The sequence below is a fragment of the Sphingomonas sp. OV641 genome (assembly GCF_900109205.1).
Lineage (GTDB): Bacteria > Pseudomonadota > Alphaproteobacteria > Sphingomonadales > Sphingomonadaceae > Sphingomonas.
Window position 1 is genome coordinate 372,527 of sequence record NZ_FNZB01000002.1, and the last position, 18,964, is coordinate 391,490.

An 18,964-nucleotide genomic window follows, 5' to 3' on the forward strand; every position below is an offset into this window, starting at 1 on the left:
GCCTTCGCTATGCCGATTGGTCAGCCGAGGCGGCCGAGCCAGTCGACGAGCAGCCGGTTCACCTCCTCCGGGCGCTCCTGCTGCGTCCAGTGGCCGCAGCCGTCGAGCAGATGACCCTCCACCCGTGGAACGTGCGGCCGCATGATCCCGATCGGATCGGTGATCGCGCCAAAGCCCATGGTGGCCGGATCCTTGGTCCCGCCGATGAACAAGGCGGGCTGTTCGATGCGGCGATCACGGAAGGATTGCAGCCAGGCGAAGTCGCGCTCGTGATTGCGATAGCGACTGATCGGCCCGAAGAAGCCGGAGGCTTCGAACTCCGCGACATAATAATCGAGGTCCTCGGCCGTCAGCCATGCGGGGAACGGATCGGGATCGACCATGCCCTCCAGCAGCGAGGCGCCCGCCGCCTTCGTCGGCCATGTGCCCGGCGGCGCATCGCCCGAAATGGCGTAATAGAATTTGCGCAGGAAATCGCGGACGTCGCGCTCCGCTTCCGCTTCCGCCGGCCCGACCTCCTGGAACCATTCTTGATAAAAAAAGCGTTCCTTGCTGGTGAAGGCCTGCCGGAACACCTCGGTAAATGGACGGCTCGGAACCCCGGTGTGGGGGACCGACATGGCCGCCACGGCGCGGAAGCGATCGGGGCGGGTGAGCGCCGCGTTCCAGACCTGGGGCGCGCCCCAGTCATGCCCGACGAGGATAGCCGGTGCGCCTGGTTGAAGCGCCTCGGCAACGGCGTCGATATCCGCGACGAGATGCTCCATGGCATAATCCGCAACGTCGGTCGGCTTGTCCGATCCGCCATAGCCGCGCACGTCGATCGCGGCGGCGGTGAAGCCGGCGGCCGCCACGGGCCCGAGCTGATGCCGCCAGGAATACCAGCTTTCGGGAAAGCCATGGACCATCAGCACAAGCGGCCCCGCCCCCTCCACCGCGGTGCGGATCCGCACCGGGCCGGTATCGATCATCCGGAACTCGGGCATGTCTTCCTCTCCTACATTTTGTTGCTGCCGCCGCGCGAAAGCATGACGACTCACCTCCCGCGCAGCTAGAGTTGGCGTCATGCACCGCCTGAACCCGCTCTGTCTCCTGTCCGCCCTGACCATGGCCGTTCCGGCCGCCGCCCAGACGACGCATGACGAGGCGCTGTGGGTGAACGGGACGGTGATGGGGCAGATCCAGGGACCGGTCGTCTTCTTTGCGGAAGTCCAACCACGGATCGGCGACGGCGTTTCGCGCCTTTCGCAATTGCTCCTGCGCCCGGCCGTGGGCGTGCAATTGTCGAAGCAAGTCACCGTCTACCAGGGCTACGCCCATGTGACGGATCCGGTGGAGAACGGGCCCGATCGGCAGGAAGACCGACTGTTCCAGCAAGTGACGTGGAACGTCGGCACGGTCGGCCGTCTGGAGGTGCAATCGCGCACCCGGCTGGAAGAGCGCTGGCGTTCCGACGGCGACGGCATGTCGCTGCGTGCGCGACAGATGATGCGATTCGAATACCCGCTCGCGCCGGGCAGCAAACGCCTGGCCGCGCTTGGCTCGGTAGAGGGCTTTGTCGGCCTGAAATCGGCCGAATGGGGCGGTGTCACCGGATTCGATCAGGTGCGCACGTTCATTGGGGTCGAGATCCCGCTGGCGGGCACGTCGACGCTGGAGGCGGGATACCTCAACCAGACCCGCGACGCGCCCGGGCGGCGCGTCGACATGGTTCACGCCGCCGCGCTGAACCTCTTCATCCGGCTTTAGAATGGCACGCTGCGTCGGCGATGCGCCGGTGCCGTGCGGTTGACCCCTGGTCGGCGTCGCGCCCTCCGCCGCTGCAAGCGGAAAAAAAAAGCGCCCCGCGAGAACACTCGCGAGGCGCTTTTTCTTTGCCATTGGCTGGCGATCAATGGTGCTTTTCGTCCTCGATCACCGGCAGCGTCTCGAACTGGTGATACGGCGGCGGCGAGGTCAGCGTCCACTCCAGCGTCGTTGCACCTTCACCCCAGGGATTGTCGGCCGCCTTCTTGCCGGCGGCCAGCGACCAAACCAGGTTGATGAAGAAGATCACCATGCCCAGCGCCATGATCTCATAGCCATGGGTCGCGATCTGGTTCCAATAGGCATAGGCGTCCGGATAATCCGGATAGCGCCGCGGCATGCCCTGAAGACCCAGGAAGTGCATCGGGAAGAACAGGACGTTCACGCCGGCAAAGAACACCCAGAAGTGCAGCTGGCCGAGGAACTCGTTGTACATCTTCCCCGACATCTTCGGGAACCAGTAATAGAAGCCGGCGAACAGCGCGAACACGGCACCCAGCGACAGCACGTAGTGAAAGTGCGCCACCACATAATAGGTGTCGTGCATGTAATCGTCGACGCCGCCGTTCGCGAGCACCACACCCGTCACGCCGCCCACGGTGAACATGAAGATGAAGCCGATCGCCCAGACCATCGGCGTCTTGAAGGTGAGCGAGCCCCCCCACATCGTCGCGATCCAGGAGAAGATCTTGATGCCGGTCGGCACCGCAATCACCATCGTCGCGGCGGTGAAATACATCTTGGTGTTCACGCTCAGGCCGGTGGCGAACATGTGGTGCGCCCACACGACGAAGCCGACCACGCCGATCGCGACCATGGCATAGGCCATGCCGAGATAGCCGAAGATGGGCTTGCGGCTGAACGTGGAGATGATGTGGCTGATGATGCCGAAGCCCGGCAGGATCATGATGTACACTTCGGGGTGACCGAAGAACCAGAACAGGTGCTGGTACAGCACCGGATCGCCACCACCGGCCGGATCGAAGAAGGTCGTGCCGAAGTTGCGATCGGTCAGCAGCATCGTGATCGCAGCGGCGAGAACCGGCAGCGACAGCAGCAGCAGGAACGCGGTGACCAGCACCGACCATGCGAACAGCGGCATCTTGTGCAGCGTCATGCCCGGTGCGCGCATGTTGAAGATCGTGGTGATGAAGTTGATCGCGCCGAGGATCGACGACGCACCCGAAAGGTGCAGCGACAGGATCGCCATGTCGACTGACGGCCCGGGCTCACCATAAGTGGATAGCGGCGCATAGACCGTCCACCCGGTGCCCGCACCCGCGCCGAAGAAGGGCGAGGCCAGCAAGAGCAGGAACGAGGGCACCAGCAGCCAGAAGCTGATGTTGTTCATGCGCGGGAAGGCCATGTCCGGCGCACCGATCATCAGCGGCACGAACCAATTGCCGAACCCGCCGATCATCGCCGGCATCACCATGAAGAACACCATGATGAGGCCGTGGGCAGTGATCATCACGTTCCACAAGTGGAGCGCTTCATCGAACGTGCCCGGTCCATGCAGCATGGCCAGCCAGGTCGGCAGATACTGAATGCCCGGATCACGCAGCTCGACACGCATCAGACCCGAAATCGCGCCGCCGATGATGCCGGCGCAGATCGCGAAGATCAGGTAGAGGGTGCCGATGTCCTTGTGGTTCGTGGACATGAACCAGCGCTGGAAGAACGCGGGCTTGTGATCCGCGTCGTGATGGTCGTGCGCGTGGTCGTCGTGCGCCTGGAAGGCGGACGGGTGAAGTGCAGTATCGGTCATGATCAGCGTCCCGTGTCGCCGGTGCCGCCCGGATTGGCGGTGGCACCCTGCGGGGAGGTGGCAGGTTCGACGGTGGCGTTCTGCGTCGGCCCGGTCAGGTTGTCCGCCGCGGCCGCCTCAGCGGCGGCACTGGCGGAATTGTCCGCGCCAGGCTGCGGGATCGCAGCGGCCGACGGCTCGGCCGCGCCCGGCATCTTGCCGCCCTTGGACTGGATCCACGCTGCGAACTGCGCCGGCGACACCGCTTCAACGGCGATCGGCATGTACGCATGGCGCGCACCGCACAGTTCCGAGCACTGGCCGTAATAGATGCCCGGCTTCTCGATGGTGAAGCTCGTCTCGTTCAGGCGACCCGGCACCGCATCCAGCTTGATCCAGAACGCCGGCATCGCCCAGCTGTGGATCACGTCATTGGCGGTGGTGATGAGGCGGATCGGCACGCCCACCGGCAGCACGATACGATTGTCCGTTGCGAGCAGGCGGGGGCCATCCGCATCGGTACGGAAGCGCTCACCAGCGGCAACCTCGTTCTTTTCCTTGAGCATGTTGGCGGTGATCTCGATTCCGCCATGGTCCGGATACTGATAGCTCCAATACCATTGGTTGCCGATCGCCTTCAGCGTCACGGCACCGGCGGGTGCCGGCTTGAACTGTGCCGAAAGCAGGCCGATCGACGGCACCGCAATGGCGACAAGGATCAGCACCGGCGCCAGCGTCCACACCACTTCGATGATGGTGTTGTGGCTGGTTTTGGACGGGATCGGGTTTGCCGCCTGGCGGTACCGGATCACCACCCACACCAGCAGCGCCAGCACGAGCAGGCTGGTCGCCACGATCAGCGGGAACAGGATGCCGTTGTGGAAATCCATCGCACGCTGGCCATTCTTGGTGACCTGCGGCTGGATCGACATGAGCCGATCGGTCGGCTGACCGATGACCGGGCTTGCCGTCAGCGGCGCGGAATCGGCGCCCGCCGCCCCCGGTGCAGCGGGAGCCACATCCGGCGTCCGCTCCCCGACATTGACCGAATTGCCGATTGCAGCCGCTTCGGCCGGGGCGCTTGCAACATCGCCCCCCGTTGCCGCCGGCTGGGCTGCGGCGGGCGCAAGCCCGGCCAGCGCGAGCCCAGCGGCCAGCATCCATCCCTTGAACGCGCTTCTCATCCGTGCGGTAACCTTGCCTCTCCAGTGTGAGGCCCGCACACCCCCTGCGGCAGACCCCTTGGACTCTGCCGCCTATACGGAGGGGTTTCGCGCGCCTCAAGCACGCATGTTGCTTTATTTGCACCCGCAACGGCCGGTCCGTTGCATGGCCGGCGCGTCGTTCGTATTTCGGGGCGCGGACGAAAAAAGGGCTTTTGGTGACCAACGACGAGGTTCTGGCGGAATTCCGGGCGGCAGACGCATTGCTGGAAGGGCATTTCATCCTGTCGTCGGGGCTCCGGTCCTCGCGCTATCTGCAATGCGCCCGCGTGCTGATGGACCCGCGCCGGGGTGCGCGGCTGGCCGAGGCGCTGGTCGAGCGGATTCCCGCCGACGTGCGTAGCCGCATCTCCGCGGTGGTCTCTCCGGCGATGGGCGGCGTGATTGCCGGGCATGAGATGGCGCGTGCGCTTGGCGTGGAGGCGATGTTCGTGGAGCGGCCGACCGGCACCTTCGAACTGCGCCGCGGCTTCCGCCTGGAAGAGGGGCAGGAGGTGCTGATGATGGAGGATGTCGTCACCACTGGGCTCTCCTCGCGCGAGGCGATCAAGGCAATCGAGGCGGCCGGCGGCCGGGTGATCGCCGGCGCGGCGCTGGTGGACCGGTCGAACGGCACGGCGGACATTGGCGTACCCTTTTTCCCCCTGATCCGGCTTGATGTGCCCACCTATGAGGCGGACTCGCTCCCGCCGGAGCTCGCTGCCATTCCCGCCATCAAGCCGGGTAGCCGGTCGGCAGCGTGAACCGGGCCGCGCCCCGGCGGATGGAGGGTAGATGAGCGAATATTTGCGCCTGGGCGTCAACATCGATCACGTCGCAACCGTCCGGAACGCCCGCGGCGGCGCCTATCCCGATCCGGTGCGCGCGGCTCAGCTCGCGGCCGAGGCCGGGGCGGACGGCATCACGGCGCATCTGCGCGAGGATCGGCGGCACATCACCGACGAGGATATCGCGCGGCTTTCCGATACGCTGACCATTCCGCTCAACCTGGAAATGGCTGCGACGCAGGAGATGGTGGAGATCGCACTGCGACATCGTCCGCACGCCGCGTGCATCGTTCCCGAAAAGCGCGAGGAGCGCACCACCGAGGGCGGGATCGATGCGGCTGGCCAGTTCGATCGATTGCTGCCGATGGTCGCCGCCCTTGGTGAGGCGGGCACGCGCGTGTCGCTGTTCATCGAGCCGGACGCGCGCCAGATCGACGCGGCGCTGCGGCTGAAGGCGCCGGTCGTGGAGCTGCACACCGGCCGTTATTGCGAGCTCGACGGCGGCGCACGCGCGGAGGAGCTGCGGCGGATCGCCGATGCGGCCGCGCTGGCGGCGAAGAACGGCATCGAGGTTCACGCCGGACACGGCCTGACCTTCGACAATGTCGCGCCGATCGCGGCGATCCCGCAGGTGGTGGAGCTGAACATCGGCCACTTCTTGATCGGCGAGGCGATCTTTACGGGGCTGGGCGAAAGCATCCGTCGGATGCGCGCGGCGATGGAGGCGGCGCGATGATCGTGGGCCTCGGCTCCGACCTGTGCAACATCGAGCGCATCCAGGCGTCGCTCGACCGGTTCGGCGAACGGTTCGAAGCGCGGGTCTTCACCGATGTGGAACGCGCCAAGGCAAAGCGCCGGCCGTTCACCATCGCGGGCACCTATGCGAAAAGGTTCGCCGCCAAGGAGGCCTTCTCCAAGGCGGTCGGCACCGGCTTTCGCCGCGGCGTGTTCATGAAGGACATCGGCGTGGTGAACGCGCCCTCCGGCGCGCCGACCCTGGCGCTGGCGGGCGGCGCGAAAGCCGCGCTTGACGCCATGATTCCCGCGCGCCACCGCGCGCATATCCATTTGACATTGACCGACGATCATCCCTGGGCGCAGGCCTTTGTGATCATCGAGGCCATCCCGGACGAGTGACCCTCAGGAACGTGAACGATCTGGCCGAGAAACTGCCGGTGACGGGCGAGCCCCCGGCTGACGAAGCGCCCGAACAACGCCGCACGCGCGGCTTTGATTGGTGGGGTGAGGCGAAGGGCCTGTTCTGGCTGATCCTGGCGGTGCTGGGCTTTCACAGCTTCATCGCCAAGCCTTTCTACATCCCCAGCGAATCCATGCTGCCCGGGCTGGAGGTCGGCGACCGGCTGATCGTATCCAAATTTGCCTACGGGTGGTCCTTCGTCTCGCCGACCATTCCCAATCCCGCGGCGGTCTTCAGGGGAGCGGTGCTGCGCGAGCCGGTGGAAAGCTGGTCGTTCCAGTTGCCGGAATGGCGCGGGCGCGTGTGGGGCGCCATGCCGAAGCGCGGCGACGTCGTGATCGTCACGCCGCCCGGGCAGACGAGCGACTATATCAAGCGGGTCATCGGCCTGCCCGGCGACACGCTGGAGGTGCGCGCGGGCACCGTGATCCTGAACGGCAGGCCAGTGGCGCGCGGGCCGATCCACTATCGCGACCTGCCCGTCGACCGGAACGCCACCTGCGATCCGTGGCAATATCCCGAAGCGCGGATCACCCGCGCCGACGGCGCCACCGTCTGCCGCCTGCCGATCGTGACCGAAACGCTGCCGAACGGCCGCCGCTTCGACACGGTCGAGCTGGGCACCAGCCCGGGCGACTATTACGGGCCGATCCGCATCCCGGAAAACCACCTGTTCCTGATGGGTGACAATCGCGATCGCTCCGCCGACAGCCGCTTTGCGCTGGGCGGCAGCGAAAAGGGGCTTGGCGGGCCGGTGCCGTGGGAAAATATCGGCGGGCGCGCCGAATTCATCACCTTCTCCGTCGATGGATCGGCAACCATCAACCCGGTCACGTGGTTTGGTTCGCTGCGCAGCGGCCGTGCGGGCATTTCGCTGCACCCGGAGGAAACACGGTGAGCGAAGCTGGCGTCAGGATTGTCGAAGGAGCCAGCCCGAATGAGGTTCGCGATCCCGCCACCCGCCGCGAGATAAAGCGCGCCGCCGTATGGCTGGGCATGGCATCGGCCATCGCATTGGTCGTGCTGCTCGTGCAGCCGTTGCTGATCATCTTTGCCGGCCTGGTGTTCGCCGCCATGCTGGACGGCGGTGTACGCCTGCTCGGCCGGGTGCTGCCGATCGGGCGCGCCTGGCGGTTGCTGATCGTCTGCCTGCTGACCGTCATCTTCCTGATCGGCACGTTTGTGCTCACCGGCGTGCAGGTGGCGGAGCAGGTCAATGAGCTACGCGCGACGCTGGAGGCGCAGGCCCTGCTGTTGAGCAGCTGGCTGACCAGCCATGGCCTGATGCCGGGCGCGTCGGACATCAGCGGCATCGCCCGGCAGGCGATGAGTTCGGTCGGTCGCCTCACCTCATGGGTCGGCACTGCGGTGGGCGCGCTCACCACCATCTTCATGATCCTGGTGATCGGCCTGTTCATCGCCATGGACCCGCGGGTCTATGAACGCGGCCTCCAGTGGATGATCCCGGAGGAGAAGCGCGAAGAATTCGCGATCGTGACGGAGCGCATGGGATTCACGCTGCGGCGGCTCCTGTTCGGCCGCATCATCGGCATGGTCGCAGAGGGCTTGCTGACCTGGATTGCGCTGATGATCGGCGGCGTTCCCATGGCGATGATCCTCGGCATCCTGACGGGCATCCTCGCCTTTATCCCGAACATCGGCGCGTTCATCTCCGGTGCGCTGATGATCGCCGTCGGCTTCTCCGCGGGCGCGGACACCGGCATCTGGGCGATCGGCACTTATGTCATCGTGCAGACCTTCGACGGCTATGTGCTGATCCCGATGGTTGCCAAGCGTACGGTGGACATGCCGCCGGCGCTGACGCTTGGCGCGCAGATCCTGGCGAGCGCATTGTTCGGCATTCTGGGCCTCGCGCTGGCCGATCCGATGACGGCGATGATCAAGGCGGCAATGGAGCGGCGCAGCGAGACGGTGGAGGACGAGCGCGAGCAAGAGGCGCTCGCATGAGGATCGTGCTTCACGATTACTGGCGCTCCTCCGCCTCCTATCGGGTCCGCATCTGCCTGAACCTGAAGGGCGTCCGGTATGAGACGGTGCCGGTCAACCTGCTGGCCGGTGAGCAGGCCGAGGACGCCAACCGTGCGATTAACCCGCAGGGGTTCGTGCCCACCCTGGTGGTGGACGGCAGGCCGCTGACGCAAAGCCTGGCGATCGTGGACTGGTTGGACGCGAACTTCCCCGAGCCGCCGATGGTGAGCAAGGATCCCTTCGTGCGATCCGACCAGCTCGCGCGGGCGCTGGCGATTGCGGCGGACGTTCATCCGCTGAACAACCTGCGCGTGCTGAAGCGGCTGGAGGCGCAGTTCGGCGCGGATCAGGCCGCCAAGAACGATTGGTATCGCCACTGGATCGTGGAGGGTCTGACGGCGGTAGAGAAGGTGGCCGGTGACGGCCCATTCCTGGGCGGCGACACGCCCGACATTTCCGACCTCTGCCTCGTGCCGCAGCTTGCCAATGCGCGGCGGTTCGACGTGCCGCTGGACGCCTATCCCAAGCTACGCGCGGCGGAAGCCGCCAGCCTTGCGCTGCCCGCCGTGCAGGCGGCAGCGCCTGACCGGGTCATGCCGCAATAAGGTCGTCGAACAGCCGGAGATAGCGCGCGGCCGAGTCCGCGCCGGGCAGCGGAACGGGCTGGGGGCGCACTGGAGACCCAAGCCAATGATCCAGCGCCGTCGCCAATGCGGCCGCGTCTCCGCGCGCAACGATCGACCCGAGCGATGGCGCCGCGACGATTTCCCGCACGGCAGGGGCACAATCGGTCGTCACGACCGGCGTACCCATGGAAAGCGCCTCGCCCAGCACGCCGGGCACGCCTTCGAACTCGGACGTCAGGGCAAGCACGGCGGCGCCCGCCATGGCGCCTAGCGGATCCGCGACATGGCCGGGCAGCAGCAGTTCGACGCCAAGGGCATCTGCCTGCGCCCTCAGCGCCGCGCGACACTCGCCCTCCCCCAGGATGACGAGCGGGATCCGCTGCGCCAGCCGGGGCATGATCTCGACCAGGCGATCCCAGCGTTTTTGCGGCGCCAGCCGTCCGACGCCAAGAATGTAGCGCGGCGGCAGTGGCGGCAGTGGCGCGTCCAGTAGGCGCGGGGCGGGCGGGTTTGGAATGACGGCGATGCGTTGCCGCGGGAGCCGCATGACGCGGATCGCCGCCTCGGCGCTCGCCTCCGACATAACCACGACCCGGTCGAGAAAGGCGGGGTGCTGGCGCAGCCACGCGCGGTGCGCCACCGTCATCACCGGCCCGTAATCAGGCCGCTCCAGCGCATTGGACACCTTGCCCACGATCGGCGGGCAGCCCTTCCCGAGCCGCCACTTCGTCCATGCCGCAATGCTCGTATAATGGCTGCCAGGACAGAAGATCATATCGGGGCGCAGGTCCGCGGCACGGGCAGCGACCGCTCGCAGGGCGGTGTAGCGGCTGGTCCCCAGCCCGACGACCTCGACCGTGTCGGGAACTTCGGTTCGCAAAGGCCCCCCCGCGTCTCCGATAACCAGGGTCACGCGCCGGCCTTCCCTCGCCCATGCTCCCGCCAGACGCAGCAGGGCGCGTTCGACCCCGCCGCCACGAAGCGTCTGAGCGTAGCTGAGGATGTGCCGGGCGCCGTTCATCTTGTCTGCCGGCCCTCTACAGCCCAGATTGCCGCCGAAAAGAAACCACAATCGGGCGTCATGCGCCTGACATCCGCAAGTTGTTATGCGGGATGCGTGCAAAGGAAGCCCGAGGTCTTGAGCGCCAAAGCCGACAGCGTACCCGCTGGCGTGGTCGATGCCGATCTTCCCGATATTGCTGCCCTGCAGCCAGCGGAAACGCTGCGCCGCCGGTGGCCGGGGATCGTCGGCAGCCTGCTCAGCGTGGCCATGATGGTGATGCTCGGCCGCGAGCTGCTGGATACCGGCCTTGCCGGTCTCAGTCGTGCGGCGCCTGATTCGCCGTGGTTCTACGTCGCTTTCTTCGGGCTCTACATGGCGGCGCCGACCGGTGATTTCATCATCTTCCGCCGCCTGTGGGGCATCCCCTGGTCCGGCTTTGCGGCGCTCCACAAGAAGCGCATCGCGAACGATGTGGTGCTGGGCTATTCGGGCGAGGCCTATTTCTACGCATGGGCGCGGGCGCGGGCGAACCTGGTGGCCGCGCCGTTCGGCGCGGTGAAGGATGTGTCGCTGCTGTCGGCGATCGCCGGCAATGGCGCGACCATTCTGCTGTGCGCGCTGGCGCTGCCCGTCGGCTATCAACTGATGCCGCCGAGCGTCCTGAACGCTGTCGCCGGGTCCGCGGTGATCACCCTGGCCGTCAGCCTGCTGCTGATCCTGTTTTCCAAGCGGGTCTTCTCGCTGCCCCGGCGCCAGCTCTGGCAGGTGTTCTGGATCCATTGCGCGCGCATCGCGGCGAGTTCGCTCCTGCTGGCGCTCGCCTGGCATTACGCCATGCCGGACGTGTCCCTGTGGATGTGGCTGTTCCTGTCGGCCGCGCGGTTGCTCGTGTCGCGCTTGCCGCTGGTGCCCAACAAGGACCTGCTATTCGCCAGTTTCGCGATCCTCCTGATCGGTCAGGGCGAGGCGCTGAGCGAGATGATCGCCTTTGTTGCCGCGCTGACGCTGGTCGTGCACGTCTGCCTGATGCTGGCATTTGCGATCGGCGCGGGATGGACCGGGTTACGGCTTTGGCAACGCTGAAGGCTGCCCTGCTGCCGCTGCTGCTGCTGGGGCCAACGACCCCGGCGGCGGCTGCACGCGTGATCGGGAGCGACGCGGCGGCGTGCGTCCAGCGCGATCAGCCCGCCCTCGAGGTGTCGATCACGGGCCTGAAGGACCGCACCGGCAACCTGAAGCTGGAGCTGTTCCCGGCGACGGAAGAGGACTTCCTGAAGGACGATCGCGACCTGACCGCCCAAGGCCGGTTCTTCCACCGCGTCCTGGCGCCTACTCCCGCCAACGGCGCAATCACCATGTGCATCAAGGCCCCGGCGCCGGGGCGGTACGCGCTGTTCGTCACGCATGATCGCGACAACAAGAACAAGTTCAACGTGTGGACGGACGGCGCCGGCATTGCGTCCAATCAGCGGATCGGCCGATCGCGCCCGAAGCTGTCGCAATCGATCGTGAACATCCCGCGCGGGGTGGGGAGAGTGACCATCCAGATCCAGTATCTGCGCGGCCTGATCCCCAGTTTCGGCCCTGTGGGCGACTGACATGCGCGTCGTCGACGTCAACGAATTCTATTCGCCGACGGGCGGCGGGGTCAGGACGTACATCGATCGGAAGATCGGGATCATGAACGATCTGGGGCATGAGCTGATCCTGCTTGCGCCCGGCGTGGAAGAGCGGATCGAGGATCGGCCGGGTGGCGGCCGCGTCCACTTCGTCCGATCGCCGAAACTGCCGTTCGACAGCAATTACGGCCTGTTTTGGGATCGCGAGGCGGTGACGGCCCTCCTGGACCATTATGATCCCGATGTGGTGGAATGTTCGTCACCCTGGCGACCGGCGTGGTTCGTGGGGGAGTGGCAGGGCCGTGCGCTTAAGTCCTTCTTCATGCACAATGACAACATGGCCGCTTATGCCCAGCGCTGGTTCGAAGGCGTGGCGCGCCATGAGCGGATCGAGCGGGCGTTCGGCTGGTACACCCGCTACATGGCCCGCTTCCTGGACAAATATGATTGCGTGGTCACCAACGGGCCGGCGCTCGCCAAGCGGCTGCGCGCGCGTGGGCTGAGGATCGACGCGGCCATGCCGCTGGGCATCGAGCGCGGGCATTTCTCGCCGGCGCTGCGGGATGGGCATGTGCGCCGCGCCCTGTTGCGGCAATGCGGACTGGGCGAGGACGGGCTGCTGCTGCTCGGCCTGGGGCGGCATCACCCGGAAAAGCGCTGGCCGATGGTGATCGATGCGGCCGAGCGCGCCGGCGCGACGCTGCCGGTGGGGCTGATCCTGCTCGGCCAGGGCGTGGACACCGATCGCATGAAGCGTCGGATCGCCGGCAGCCCGCACATCCGGCTGTTCAAGCCGATCTATGATCGCGCGCGACTGGCCAGGATCATGGCGAGTTGCGATGCGCTTATCCATGGATCGGAGGCGGAGCCGTTCGGGCTGGTGGCATCCGAAGCGATGGCGTCCGGGCTGCCGCTGATCGTGCCCGATTCGGGCGGGTGCGCCGAAGTGGCCGATCCGCGGTGCGCCGAGCTATACCGGCCGCGCGATGCGCTTTCCTGCGCCGACGCGATCGCCCGGCTGCGCGCGCGCGACCCTGCCCAGCTGCGCGCCGCGGCGGTTGCGGCCGCCGGCCGGGTGCGCACCGATCGCGATCATACCGTTGATCTGATGGCCTATTACGAAGCCGCCCTGGCCCTGAAGCAGCGCAAGGCGGCCTAGATCGGCCTGGTCTCGGCGACATCCGGCCAGTTCGTTTCAGCGATGGCGATAGATCGTCAGCGTTTCGCGCCCCAGCCGCTCGCGCGCCGCGACGACATAGTCGCGCGCCATGATCGCGGTAACGATCGCGCGCACTTCGGGCCGCTCGCCGATCGACAGCGGACGCATCACCACCACCGCCGGCGCCGCCGCCAGGATGCGCCGCACCTCCGCCTTCTGATCGACCCCGATCGCCCCCTGCTCGCGCGTGCGATAGAGATGGCTGGGGAAGAGATAGGGGGTGACGCGGCAGCGATGGACGGCGGCGTAGATCTTCGGCGTGCCGGAATAGACCCAGAGGCAGCCAGGCCCGCTGCCGATCGCCCGGGTGAGGGCGCGAAACTCGTCCGGCCCACCGCGGCCGAGGCGATCGGCGACGATCGTGACCGTGCCGATCAGCGCCGCCAGCCCGATCGCGACCATCCGCCCGCGCCGGCGTTCGCCAAGGAACCCCGCCGCGCAGACCGCGCCCGGCACGAACGCGGGCAGCGCATAATGATCGAACCAGCCGCCGAACCCGACGATGCCGGCGATCGCGATCCCCAGCCACCACAGGAGGAAGCGGCGCTCCGTGTGCGCCTCGGCGGCCGGTGCCTGACGCACCGAATCCACCGCCATCGCGATCAGCGGGGCGAGCAGCAGCGCGATCTTGGCGAAATTGCCCAGCCGTTCGAGCGGCGGATCGGTGCGCCGTTCGGTGATCGATACGAAGTTCGCAAAGGTGAAGGCATCGATCTGGCCCATCGCGGCATAATAAGCGGCGACGGCGACCGTGGGCAGAAGCGCGAGCCCCGCCAGCAAAGCGGCACGCGCAGCGATCCGGCCCAGCGAATCGCCCGCCCGCCAATCCCGCAGCATGATCCAGATGCCGAAGAACACCCCCTCGAACAGCGCGGAATATTTCACCTGCATCGCCAGCCCCACGAGCAGCAGCGCCGCCGCATCGCGCCAGCCCGCGCGCGCCCGGTTGGTGACGATCAGAAGCGCCGCGCCCGCCATCAAGGGATTGTAGAAGACCGGGGACTGCCCGCCCTGCCCGCTCGCGAGATTGAGCCACAGGATATAGGCCAGGCCGCTGAGCGTCGCCCCGCGTGACCAGCCGCCCAGCACCGCCAGCCGCGCGATCAGCCAGGCGGTGATCGCGACCGCCACGAGCGCCATCGCCTGATAGGCGAGGATCCCCCAGTTGAACGGCAGCGCGGCCGGCAGCAGGTAGATCAGGAAGAGCCCGAAGGGCTTGCGATCCCAGGCATCCACATAGGGCATGGCACCGTTCCACATGACGCGCGCAACGGTGAAGTAGAAATCCTCGTCGACATGGACGACCGGGTTCGCGAACGTGACCGCACGCGCCAGAATCGCCACGATCACAAGGACAAGCAGGCGCTGGCGATCGAGGGTGCGGGCAATCATCGGCGCGTTGCCTAGAGCGCGGCCAAGCCCGTGTCACGGCCACCATGCGCCGGCCGTCCGACGGGCCGCCCGGCTCGCCGCCCTCTCGCCACTCGGCGCGCCACTCGGCTTGCCGCCCAGCCCCGCTCAGGGGCTCAGCTCTCCCCTTGCTGCGCGCCGGAAGCGGTCGCTGAATGGCAGTGGCGTCGACTTTAGGCCGGCGTGGCCGATTGAAGTCTTTCGAACCGTGGCAGGACGCATTATATGTTGGCAGTTTGAAGCAACAGGAGAATTGACCATCCGTCCGCCCATGATGCGCCGGCCAATGCAGGCGCCGCCGATGAACGGCCCGCGATTCAACGAATGGATCCAGAGCCCCAAGGTCCGCGTGATTGATCACGAGGGCGAGAATCTCGGCGTGATGTACACCCGTCAGGCAATCGAGCAGGCCAAGGAAGTCGGGCTCGATCTGGTCGAGGTGTCGCCCAATGCCGATCCGCCCGTGGCCAAGTTCCTGGACGTCGGCAAGTATAAGTACGAGGCGCAGAAGAAGGCGAACCTCGCCCGCAAGAGCCAGAAGACGCAGGAGATCAAGGAGATCAAGATGCGTCCGAACATCGACGATCACGACTATGACACCAAGATGAAGAAGGTGGAGGAGTTCATCGGCGATGGCGACAAGGTGAAGGTGACCATGCGCTTCCGCGGACGCGAACTGAGCCACGGCCAGCTTGGCATGGCGGTGCTCCAGCGGGTGGCCGAGCAGGTCGCCGAGGTGGCCAAGGTGGAAGCCTATCCGCGCATGGAAGGCCGCCAGATGCTGATGGTTCTCGCGCCGAAGTAAATTTTTTTCGGTTCGCCGGCGAAACGGCCGCGCCTTCATCGAAGGTCGCGGCCTTTTTCATGTCTGCCGTAGCGTCAACTGACAGTTTGGACAGGGCCGCCGCGGACCAATCGTGGCATCCACGCGACAGCGGGATCGAAAAGCTTTGCGGCGCAGCAAAAAAAAGTTTGCACCTGCAGCGGCGGGATTAAAGGAACCGCTCCCATCGAACCAAAAAAATAACCGGAGAGCCCGATGCGTCGCGTAGCCTCGCTTCTATCCACCGCCGTCCTGTTTGCCGCCCTTCCCGCCCTTGCGCAGGAACAGCCGAGCCAGGATCCCACCGCCGCCGGCTCGGTCGATCAGCCCCAGGCTGCTCCCGCCAGCGATACCGATCTCGGTGCCACTGAAATGGGCGCAGGCGACATTGTCGTCACCGCCACCCGCCGCGCCGAGCGCCTTGCCGACGTGCCGATCGCCGTTTCCGCCGTCAGCCAGGCCGCTCTCTTGAACTCGGGCGCAAATGACATTCGCGGTGTGGCGCAGCTCGCCCCCTCGCTCCAGGTGTCCTCCACTGGCAGCGAAGCCAACGCCACCGCCCGCGTTCGCGGCATCGGCACTGTGGGCGACAACCCCGGTCTCGAAAGCTCGGTCGCGGTGTTCATCGACGGCGTGTATCGCAGCCGCACCGGTTCGGGCCTGAACGACATCGGCGAAGTGGACCGGATCGAGGTGCTGCGCGGGCCGCAGGGCACGCTCTCCGGCCGCAACGCATCGGCAGGTGCGATCAACATCTACACCAAGCAGCCGGACGACGAGTTTGGCGGTTATCTCGAGGGCACCTACGGCAATTACGACAACATCCGCCTGGCCGGCGCCGTCACGGGCCCGATCGTGCAGGACGTGCTGTCGTTCCGCCTCGATGGCGTGTTCAACAAGCGCGACGGCTTCCTGGACGATGTCGTCAACGACACCGACTATAACGATCGCAACCGCTGGTTCGTGCGCGGCCAGCTGCTGTTCGAACCGACCAGCGACCTGACGATCCGCCTGCTGGGCGATTACACCTGGCGCGATGAAAAGTGCTGCGGCGCGGTATATGTCGACCTGCGCGAGAAGCTGGATCCGACCCCGGGCCAGCCCGGTGACTTCACCATCAACCCGAACGGCAATCGCATCGTCGACGTGCTGCGCAGCATGGGCGGCATCTTCCCGAGCGCGGGTGATCCGTACAACCGCCAGATCGCCAATTCGCCGGGCCGCGCCTATTCGAACGTGACCAAGGATTACGGCGGGTCGATGCAGATCGACTATAACTTCGGCAATGCCTCGCTGACGTCGATCACCGCCTATCGCGAATATAACGCCGGCAACGCTTCCGACATCGACTATGGCAATGTCGACATCGGCTATCGCGCCGACGATGGCCGCGCGTTCCGTCAGTTCCACACCTTCACCCAGGAACTGCGCCTGCAGGGCTCGCTGTTCGACGATCGCCTCGACTGGCTCGTCGGCGGCTATTATTCGAACGAGGATCTGGTGGTTGGCGACAACCTCCAGTTCGGCTCGCAGTACGGCGCGTTCGCCTCGTGCCGCATCGTTGCGACGATCAACCCGGCCGCGGCGCTGCGCGATCCGACGCAGCCGGGCTGTCTCACCCCGACGGGTACGGCGGCGCTGACCGGCGCGCTCGGCGCGGCAGCCCCGCTGATCATCGGCAACCTTCGTCGCCTCTCGACGCTCAACAACCTGGGCGACAACAATGCGCGTTATTATCAGGACAGCGAGAATTACGCGTTCTTCACGCACAACATCTTCAAGCTGACCGATACGCTCTCGATCACCGCCGGCCTGCGCTGGACGCATGAAGCGAAGGCGTTCCGCGCCAACTTCGAGAACACCAACACCGTCTGCCCGGCGCTTCAGTCGGGCACGGCGCAGGGCGGCCTTGGCGGGCTTCTCGCCAACCCGGCGCTGGCGTCGCTTGCCGGCGGCATCATCACTCTGGGCTGCACCGGCAACTCGTCCGTGGCGCTCAACGGCCTCGACCTGCAGGACGACTTCAGCGAGGACGAGTTCACCGGCACGGGCGTGATCTCGTGGAAGCCGACGCGCGACCTGATGCTCTACGCAAGCTATTCGCGCGGCTACAAGGCGGGTGGCTACAATCTCGACCGGTCGGATCTCGGCTCGGCGCTGTTCCCGCGCTCCTCGAGCGACGTGACCAACCTGCGCTTCGATCCGGAGAAGGTCGACAGCTACGAAGCGGGCGTGAAATATTCGACGCGCCAGTTCACTGCGAACGTCACCGTGTTCCGTTCGGACTTCGAGAACTTCCAGCTCAACACGTTCAACGGCACCAATTATGTCGTGCAGAACATCGGGTCGTGCTCGGAAAGCCTGAACGGCGGCGATCAGGACGGCTCGGCCGCGACCGGCGCCTGCTCGGCGGACGTGAAGCCCGGCGTGCGCAGCCAGGGTGTCGAAGTGGAACTGGGCCTGTACCCGGCGCGCAACTTCGCCGTGAACCTGGGCTACACGCTGGCTGACACCAAGTTCCGCCGCAACCTGGTGGGCTCGGCCTCGGGCGAAGCGCTTGACCCGGCGCTGTTCCTGCTCGCCGGCAGCCAGATGTCGAACGCACCGCGCAACGTGGTGACGGGCTCGGTCAGCTGGACGCCGGACCTCGGCAGCACGGGCCTGACCGGCCTGTTCTACGTCGATGGCCGCATGACCAGTGACTATAACACCGGTTCGGACCTGTTCTACGAGAAGGAGCAGGACGGCTTCTTCCTGATGAACGCACGTATCGGTGTGCGCGGGCCGGACCAGAATTGGTCGATCGAGGCCTGGGCGCAGAACCTCCTCAACGAGGATTATCAGCAGGTCGCGTTCAACGCGCCGTTCCAGGGCGCGGGCAGCCTGGGCCAGACGATCCGTCTGGGCACCACGCCGGCGAACCAGCTGTTCTCCGCCTTCCTGGCGGAGCCGCGCACCTATGGCGTGACGCTGCGCAAGCGCTTCTGATCGTCTCTGATCAAAGGGGGTGGCGGAGCAATCCGCCTCCCATGCCGCATCCTTGCCCCGGCTTCAGTCAGGCTGAAGCCGGGGCATTTGCGTTTCAGGGACGGCCGATGCGGGCCAAGGATCAGGCGGCTGGCGGTTCCCACAATTCGATCGCGTTGCCCTCGGGATCGTGGATGCGGGCGAAGCGGCCGGTTTCCGGTGTATCCCACTCCGCGCGGGTCTCAACGGCGATGCCGGCGGCGGATAGATCACGGATCAGGTCTGCAAGGCCGCTCACCCGAAGGTTGATCATGAACGCCTTGTCGCGCGGGAAATAGTCCGTAGTCGCCTTGAACGGCGCGAATACCATCGGCCCACCCTGCACCTGCCAGAACCATTCGCTGGCCTCGCCCTCACCGGTGCATCCTGCGCCCACGCCAAGGCGGTCACGATACCAGGCGCTGAGCGCGTCGGGATCCTGCGCGCGGAAAAACAGCCCGCCCATTCCGAGTACCGGCATGTCACTCTCCCTCTTGTCACCCTGGACCTGATCCGAGTTCCGGTCAA

The 18,964-nt window shown here is 66.2% G+C and carries 18 protein-coding genes; 12 read left to right on the top strand and 6 right to left on the bottom strand.

Going from position 1 to position 18,964, the window contains the following annotated elements:
• Positions 1-20 precede the first annotated feature (20 nt).
• On the bottom strand, positions 21-986 hold the full coding sequence (locus BMX36_RS12665; RefSeq protein ID WP_093065960.1) for an alpha/beta fold hydrolase: 966 nt from the start codon (positions 984-986) through the stop codon (positions 21-23).
• 79 nt (positions 987-1,065) lie between these two features.
• Here BMX36_RS12665 and BMX36_RS12670 point away from each other — a divergent pair, with 79 nt between their 5' ends.
• Positions 1,066-1,749, top strand: coding sequence for a DUF2490 domain-containing protein (locus BMX36_RS12670; RefSeq protein WP_093065962.1), 684 nt, complete (start codon positions 1,066-1,068; stop codon positions 1,747-1,749).
• 142 nt (positions 1,750-1,891) lie between these two features.
• On the opposite strand, the gene ctaD is transcribed toward BMX36_RS12670, so the two are convergent.
• Both ctaD and coxB read right to left on the bottom strand, forming a co-directional pair.
• Positions 1,892-3,574 carry a cytochrome c oxidase subunit I gene (ctaD, locus tag BMX36_RS12675; RefSeq protein ID WP_093065964.1) on the bottom strand — a complete coding sequence of 561 codons (1,683 nt, stop codon included), beginning with the start codon at positions 3,572-3,574 and terminating at the stop codon, positions 1,892-1,894.
• A 2-nt stretch (positions 3,575-3,576) separates the two neighbouring features.
• Positions 3,577-4,737, bottom strand: coding sequence for a cytochrome c oxidase subunit II (coxB, locus tag BMX36_RS12680; RefSeq protein ID WP_093065966.1), 1,161 nt, complete (start codon positions 4,735-4,737; stop codon positions 3,577-3,579).
• 197 nt (positions 4,738-4,934) lie between these two features.
• Here coxB and pyrE point away from each other — a divergent pair, with 197 nt between their 5' ends.
• The 6 genes from pyrE to maiA are packed head-to-tail and all read left to right on the top strand — an operon-like array spanning position 4,935 to position 9,335.
• Positions 4,935-5,519, top strand: a complete 585-nt coding sequence (gene pyrE / locus BMX36_RS12685; protein WP_093066383.1) for an orotate phosphoribosyltransferase — start codon at positions 4,935-4,937, stop codon at positions 5,517-5,519.
• A 31-nt stretch (positions 5,520-5,550) separates the two neighbouring features.
• A complete protein-coding gene (locus tag BMX36_RS12690; RefSeq protein ID WP_093065968.1) occupies positions 5,551-6,279 on the top strand; it encodes a pyridoxine 5'-phosphate synthase in 729 nt (242 codons plus the stop codon).
• Positions 6,276-6,680, top strand: coding sequence for a holo-ACP synthase (gene acpS / locus BMX36_RS12695; protein ID WP_093065970.1), 405 nt, complete (start codon positions 6,276-6,278; stop codon positions 6,678-6,680). The genes BMX36_RS12690 and acpS overlap by 4 nt, the downstream gene beginning before the upstream one ends.
• Complete coding sequence (gene lepB / locus BMX36_RS12700) at positions 6,677-7,639, top strand: signal peptidase I (protein WP_082745902.1); 963 nt, start codon at positions 6,677-6,679, stop codon at positions 7,637-7,639. The genes acpS and lepB overlap by 4 nt, the downstream gene beginning before the upstream one ends.
• The gene (locus BMX36_RS12705) at positions 7,636-8,709 is read left to right on the top strand and encodes an AI-2E family transporter (RefSeq protein WP_256210786.1); all 1,074 of its coding nucleotides are present in this window, start codon (positions 7,636-7,638) and stop codon (positions 8,707-8,709) included. Before lepB ends, BMX36_RS12705 begins: the two co-directional genes overlap by 4 nt.
• The gene (gene maiA, locus BMX36_RS12710; RefSeq protein ID WP_093065972.1) at positions 8,706-9,335 is read left to right on the top strand and encodes a maleylacetoacetate isomerase; all 630 of its coding nucleotides are present in this window, start codon (positions 8,706-8,708) and stop codon (positions 9,333-9,335) included. Before BMX36_RS12705 ends, maiA begins: the two co-directional genes overlap by 4 nt.
• On the opposite strand, the gene BMX36_RS12715 is transcribed toward maiA, so the two are convergent.
• Positions 9,322-10,428, bottom strand: coding sequence for a glycosyltransferase (locus BMX36_RS12715; protein ID WP_256210787.1), 1,107 nt, complete (start codon positions 10,426-10,428; stop codon positions 9,322-9,324). The two genes, maiA and BMX36_RS12715, sit on opposite strands and share 14 nt — an antisense overlap.
• 66 nt (positions 10,429-10,494) lie before the next feature.
• Between BMX36_RS12715 and BMX36_RS12720 the strand changes: the two genes are divergently transcribed.
• The 3 genes from BMX36_RS12720 to BMX36_RS12730 are packed head-to-tail and all read left to right on the top strand — an operon-like array spanning position 10,495 to position 13,137.
• A complete protein-coding gene (locus tag BMX36_RS12720) occupies positions 10,495-11,442 on the top strand; it encodes a hypothetical protein (RefSeq protein ID WP_093065976.1) in 948 nt (315 codons plus the stop codon).
• Positions 11,412-11,957 carry a DUF2141 domain-containing protein gene (locus BMX36_RS12725; protein WP_093065978.1) on the top strand — a complete coding sequence of 182 codons (546 nt, stop codon included), beginning with the start codon at positions 11,412-11,414 and terminating at the stop codon, positions 11,955-11,957. Before BMX36_RS12720 ends, BMX36_RS12725 begins: the two co-directional genes overlap by 31 nt.
• A gap of 1 nt (position 11,958) precedes the next feature.
• Positions 11,959-13,137: a glycosyltransferase gene (locus BMX36_RS12730; protein ID WP_093065980.1), complete on the top strand. Its 1,179-nt coding sequence runs from the start codon at positions 11,959-11,961 to the stop codon at positions 13,135-13,137.
• Between the two features lie 36 nt (positions 13,138-13,173).
• Here BMX36_RS12730 and BMX36_RS12735 read toward each other — a convergent pair whose 3' ends face one another.
• Positions 13,174-14,589, bottom strand: coding sequence for a hypothetical protein (locus tag BMX36_RS12735; RefSeq protein WP_093065982.1), 1,416 nt, complete (start codon positions 14,587-14,589; stop codon positions 13,174-13,176).
• 289 nt (positions 14,590-14,878) lie between these two features.
• On the opposite strand from BMX36_RS12735, the gene infC reads away from it, so the two are divergent.
• Positions 14,879-15,412 (top strand): translation initiation factor IF-3, encoded by a 534-nt coding sequence (gene infC, locus BMX36_RS12740; RefSeq protein ID WP_066778440.1) that lies wholly within the window; start codon positions 14,879-14,881, stop codon positions 15,410-15,412.
• A gap of 234 nt (positions 15,413-15,646) precedes the next feature.
• A complete protein-coding gene (locus tag BMX36_RS12745; protein ID WP_093065984.1) occupies positions 15,647-18,418 on the top strand; it encodes a TonB-dependent receptor in 2,772 nt (923 codons plus the stop codon).
• A 121-nt stretch (positions 18,419-18,539) separates the two neighbouring features.
• Here BMX36_RS12745 and BMX36_RS12750 read toward each other — a convergent pair whose 3' ends face one another.
• Entirely contained in the window at positions 18,540-18,917 is a 378-nt protein-coding gene (locus BMX36_RS12750) for a VOC family protein (protein WP_093066387.1), read from the bottom strand.
• Positions 18,918-18,964: the final 47 nt, after the last annotated feature.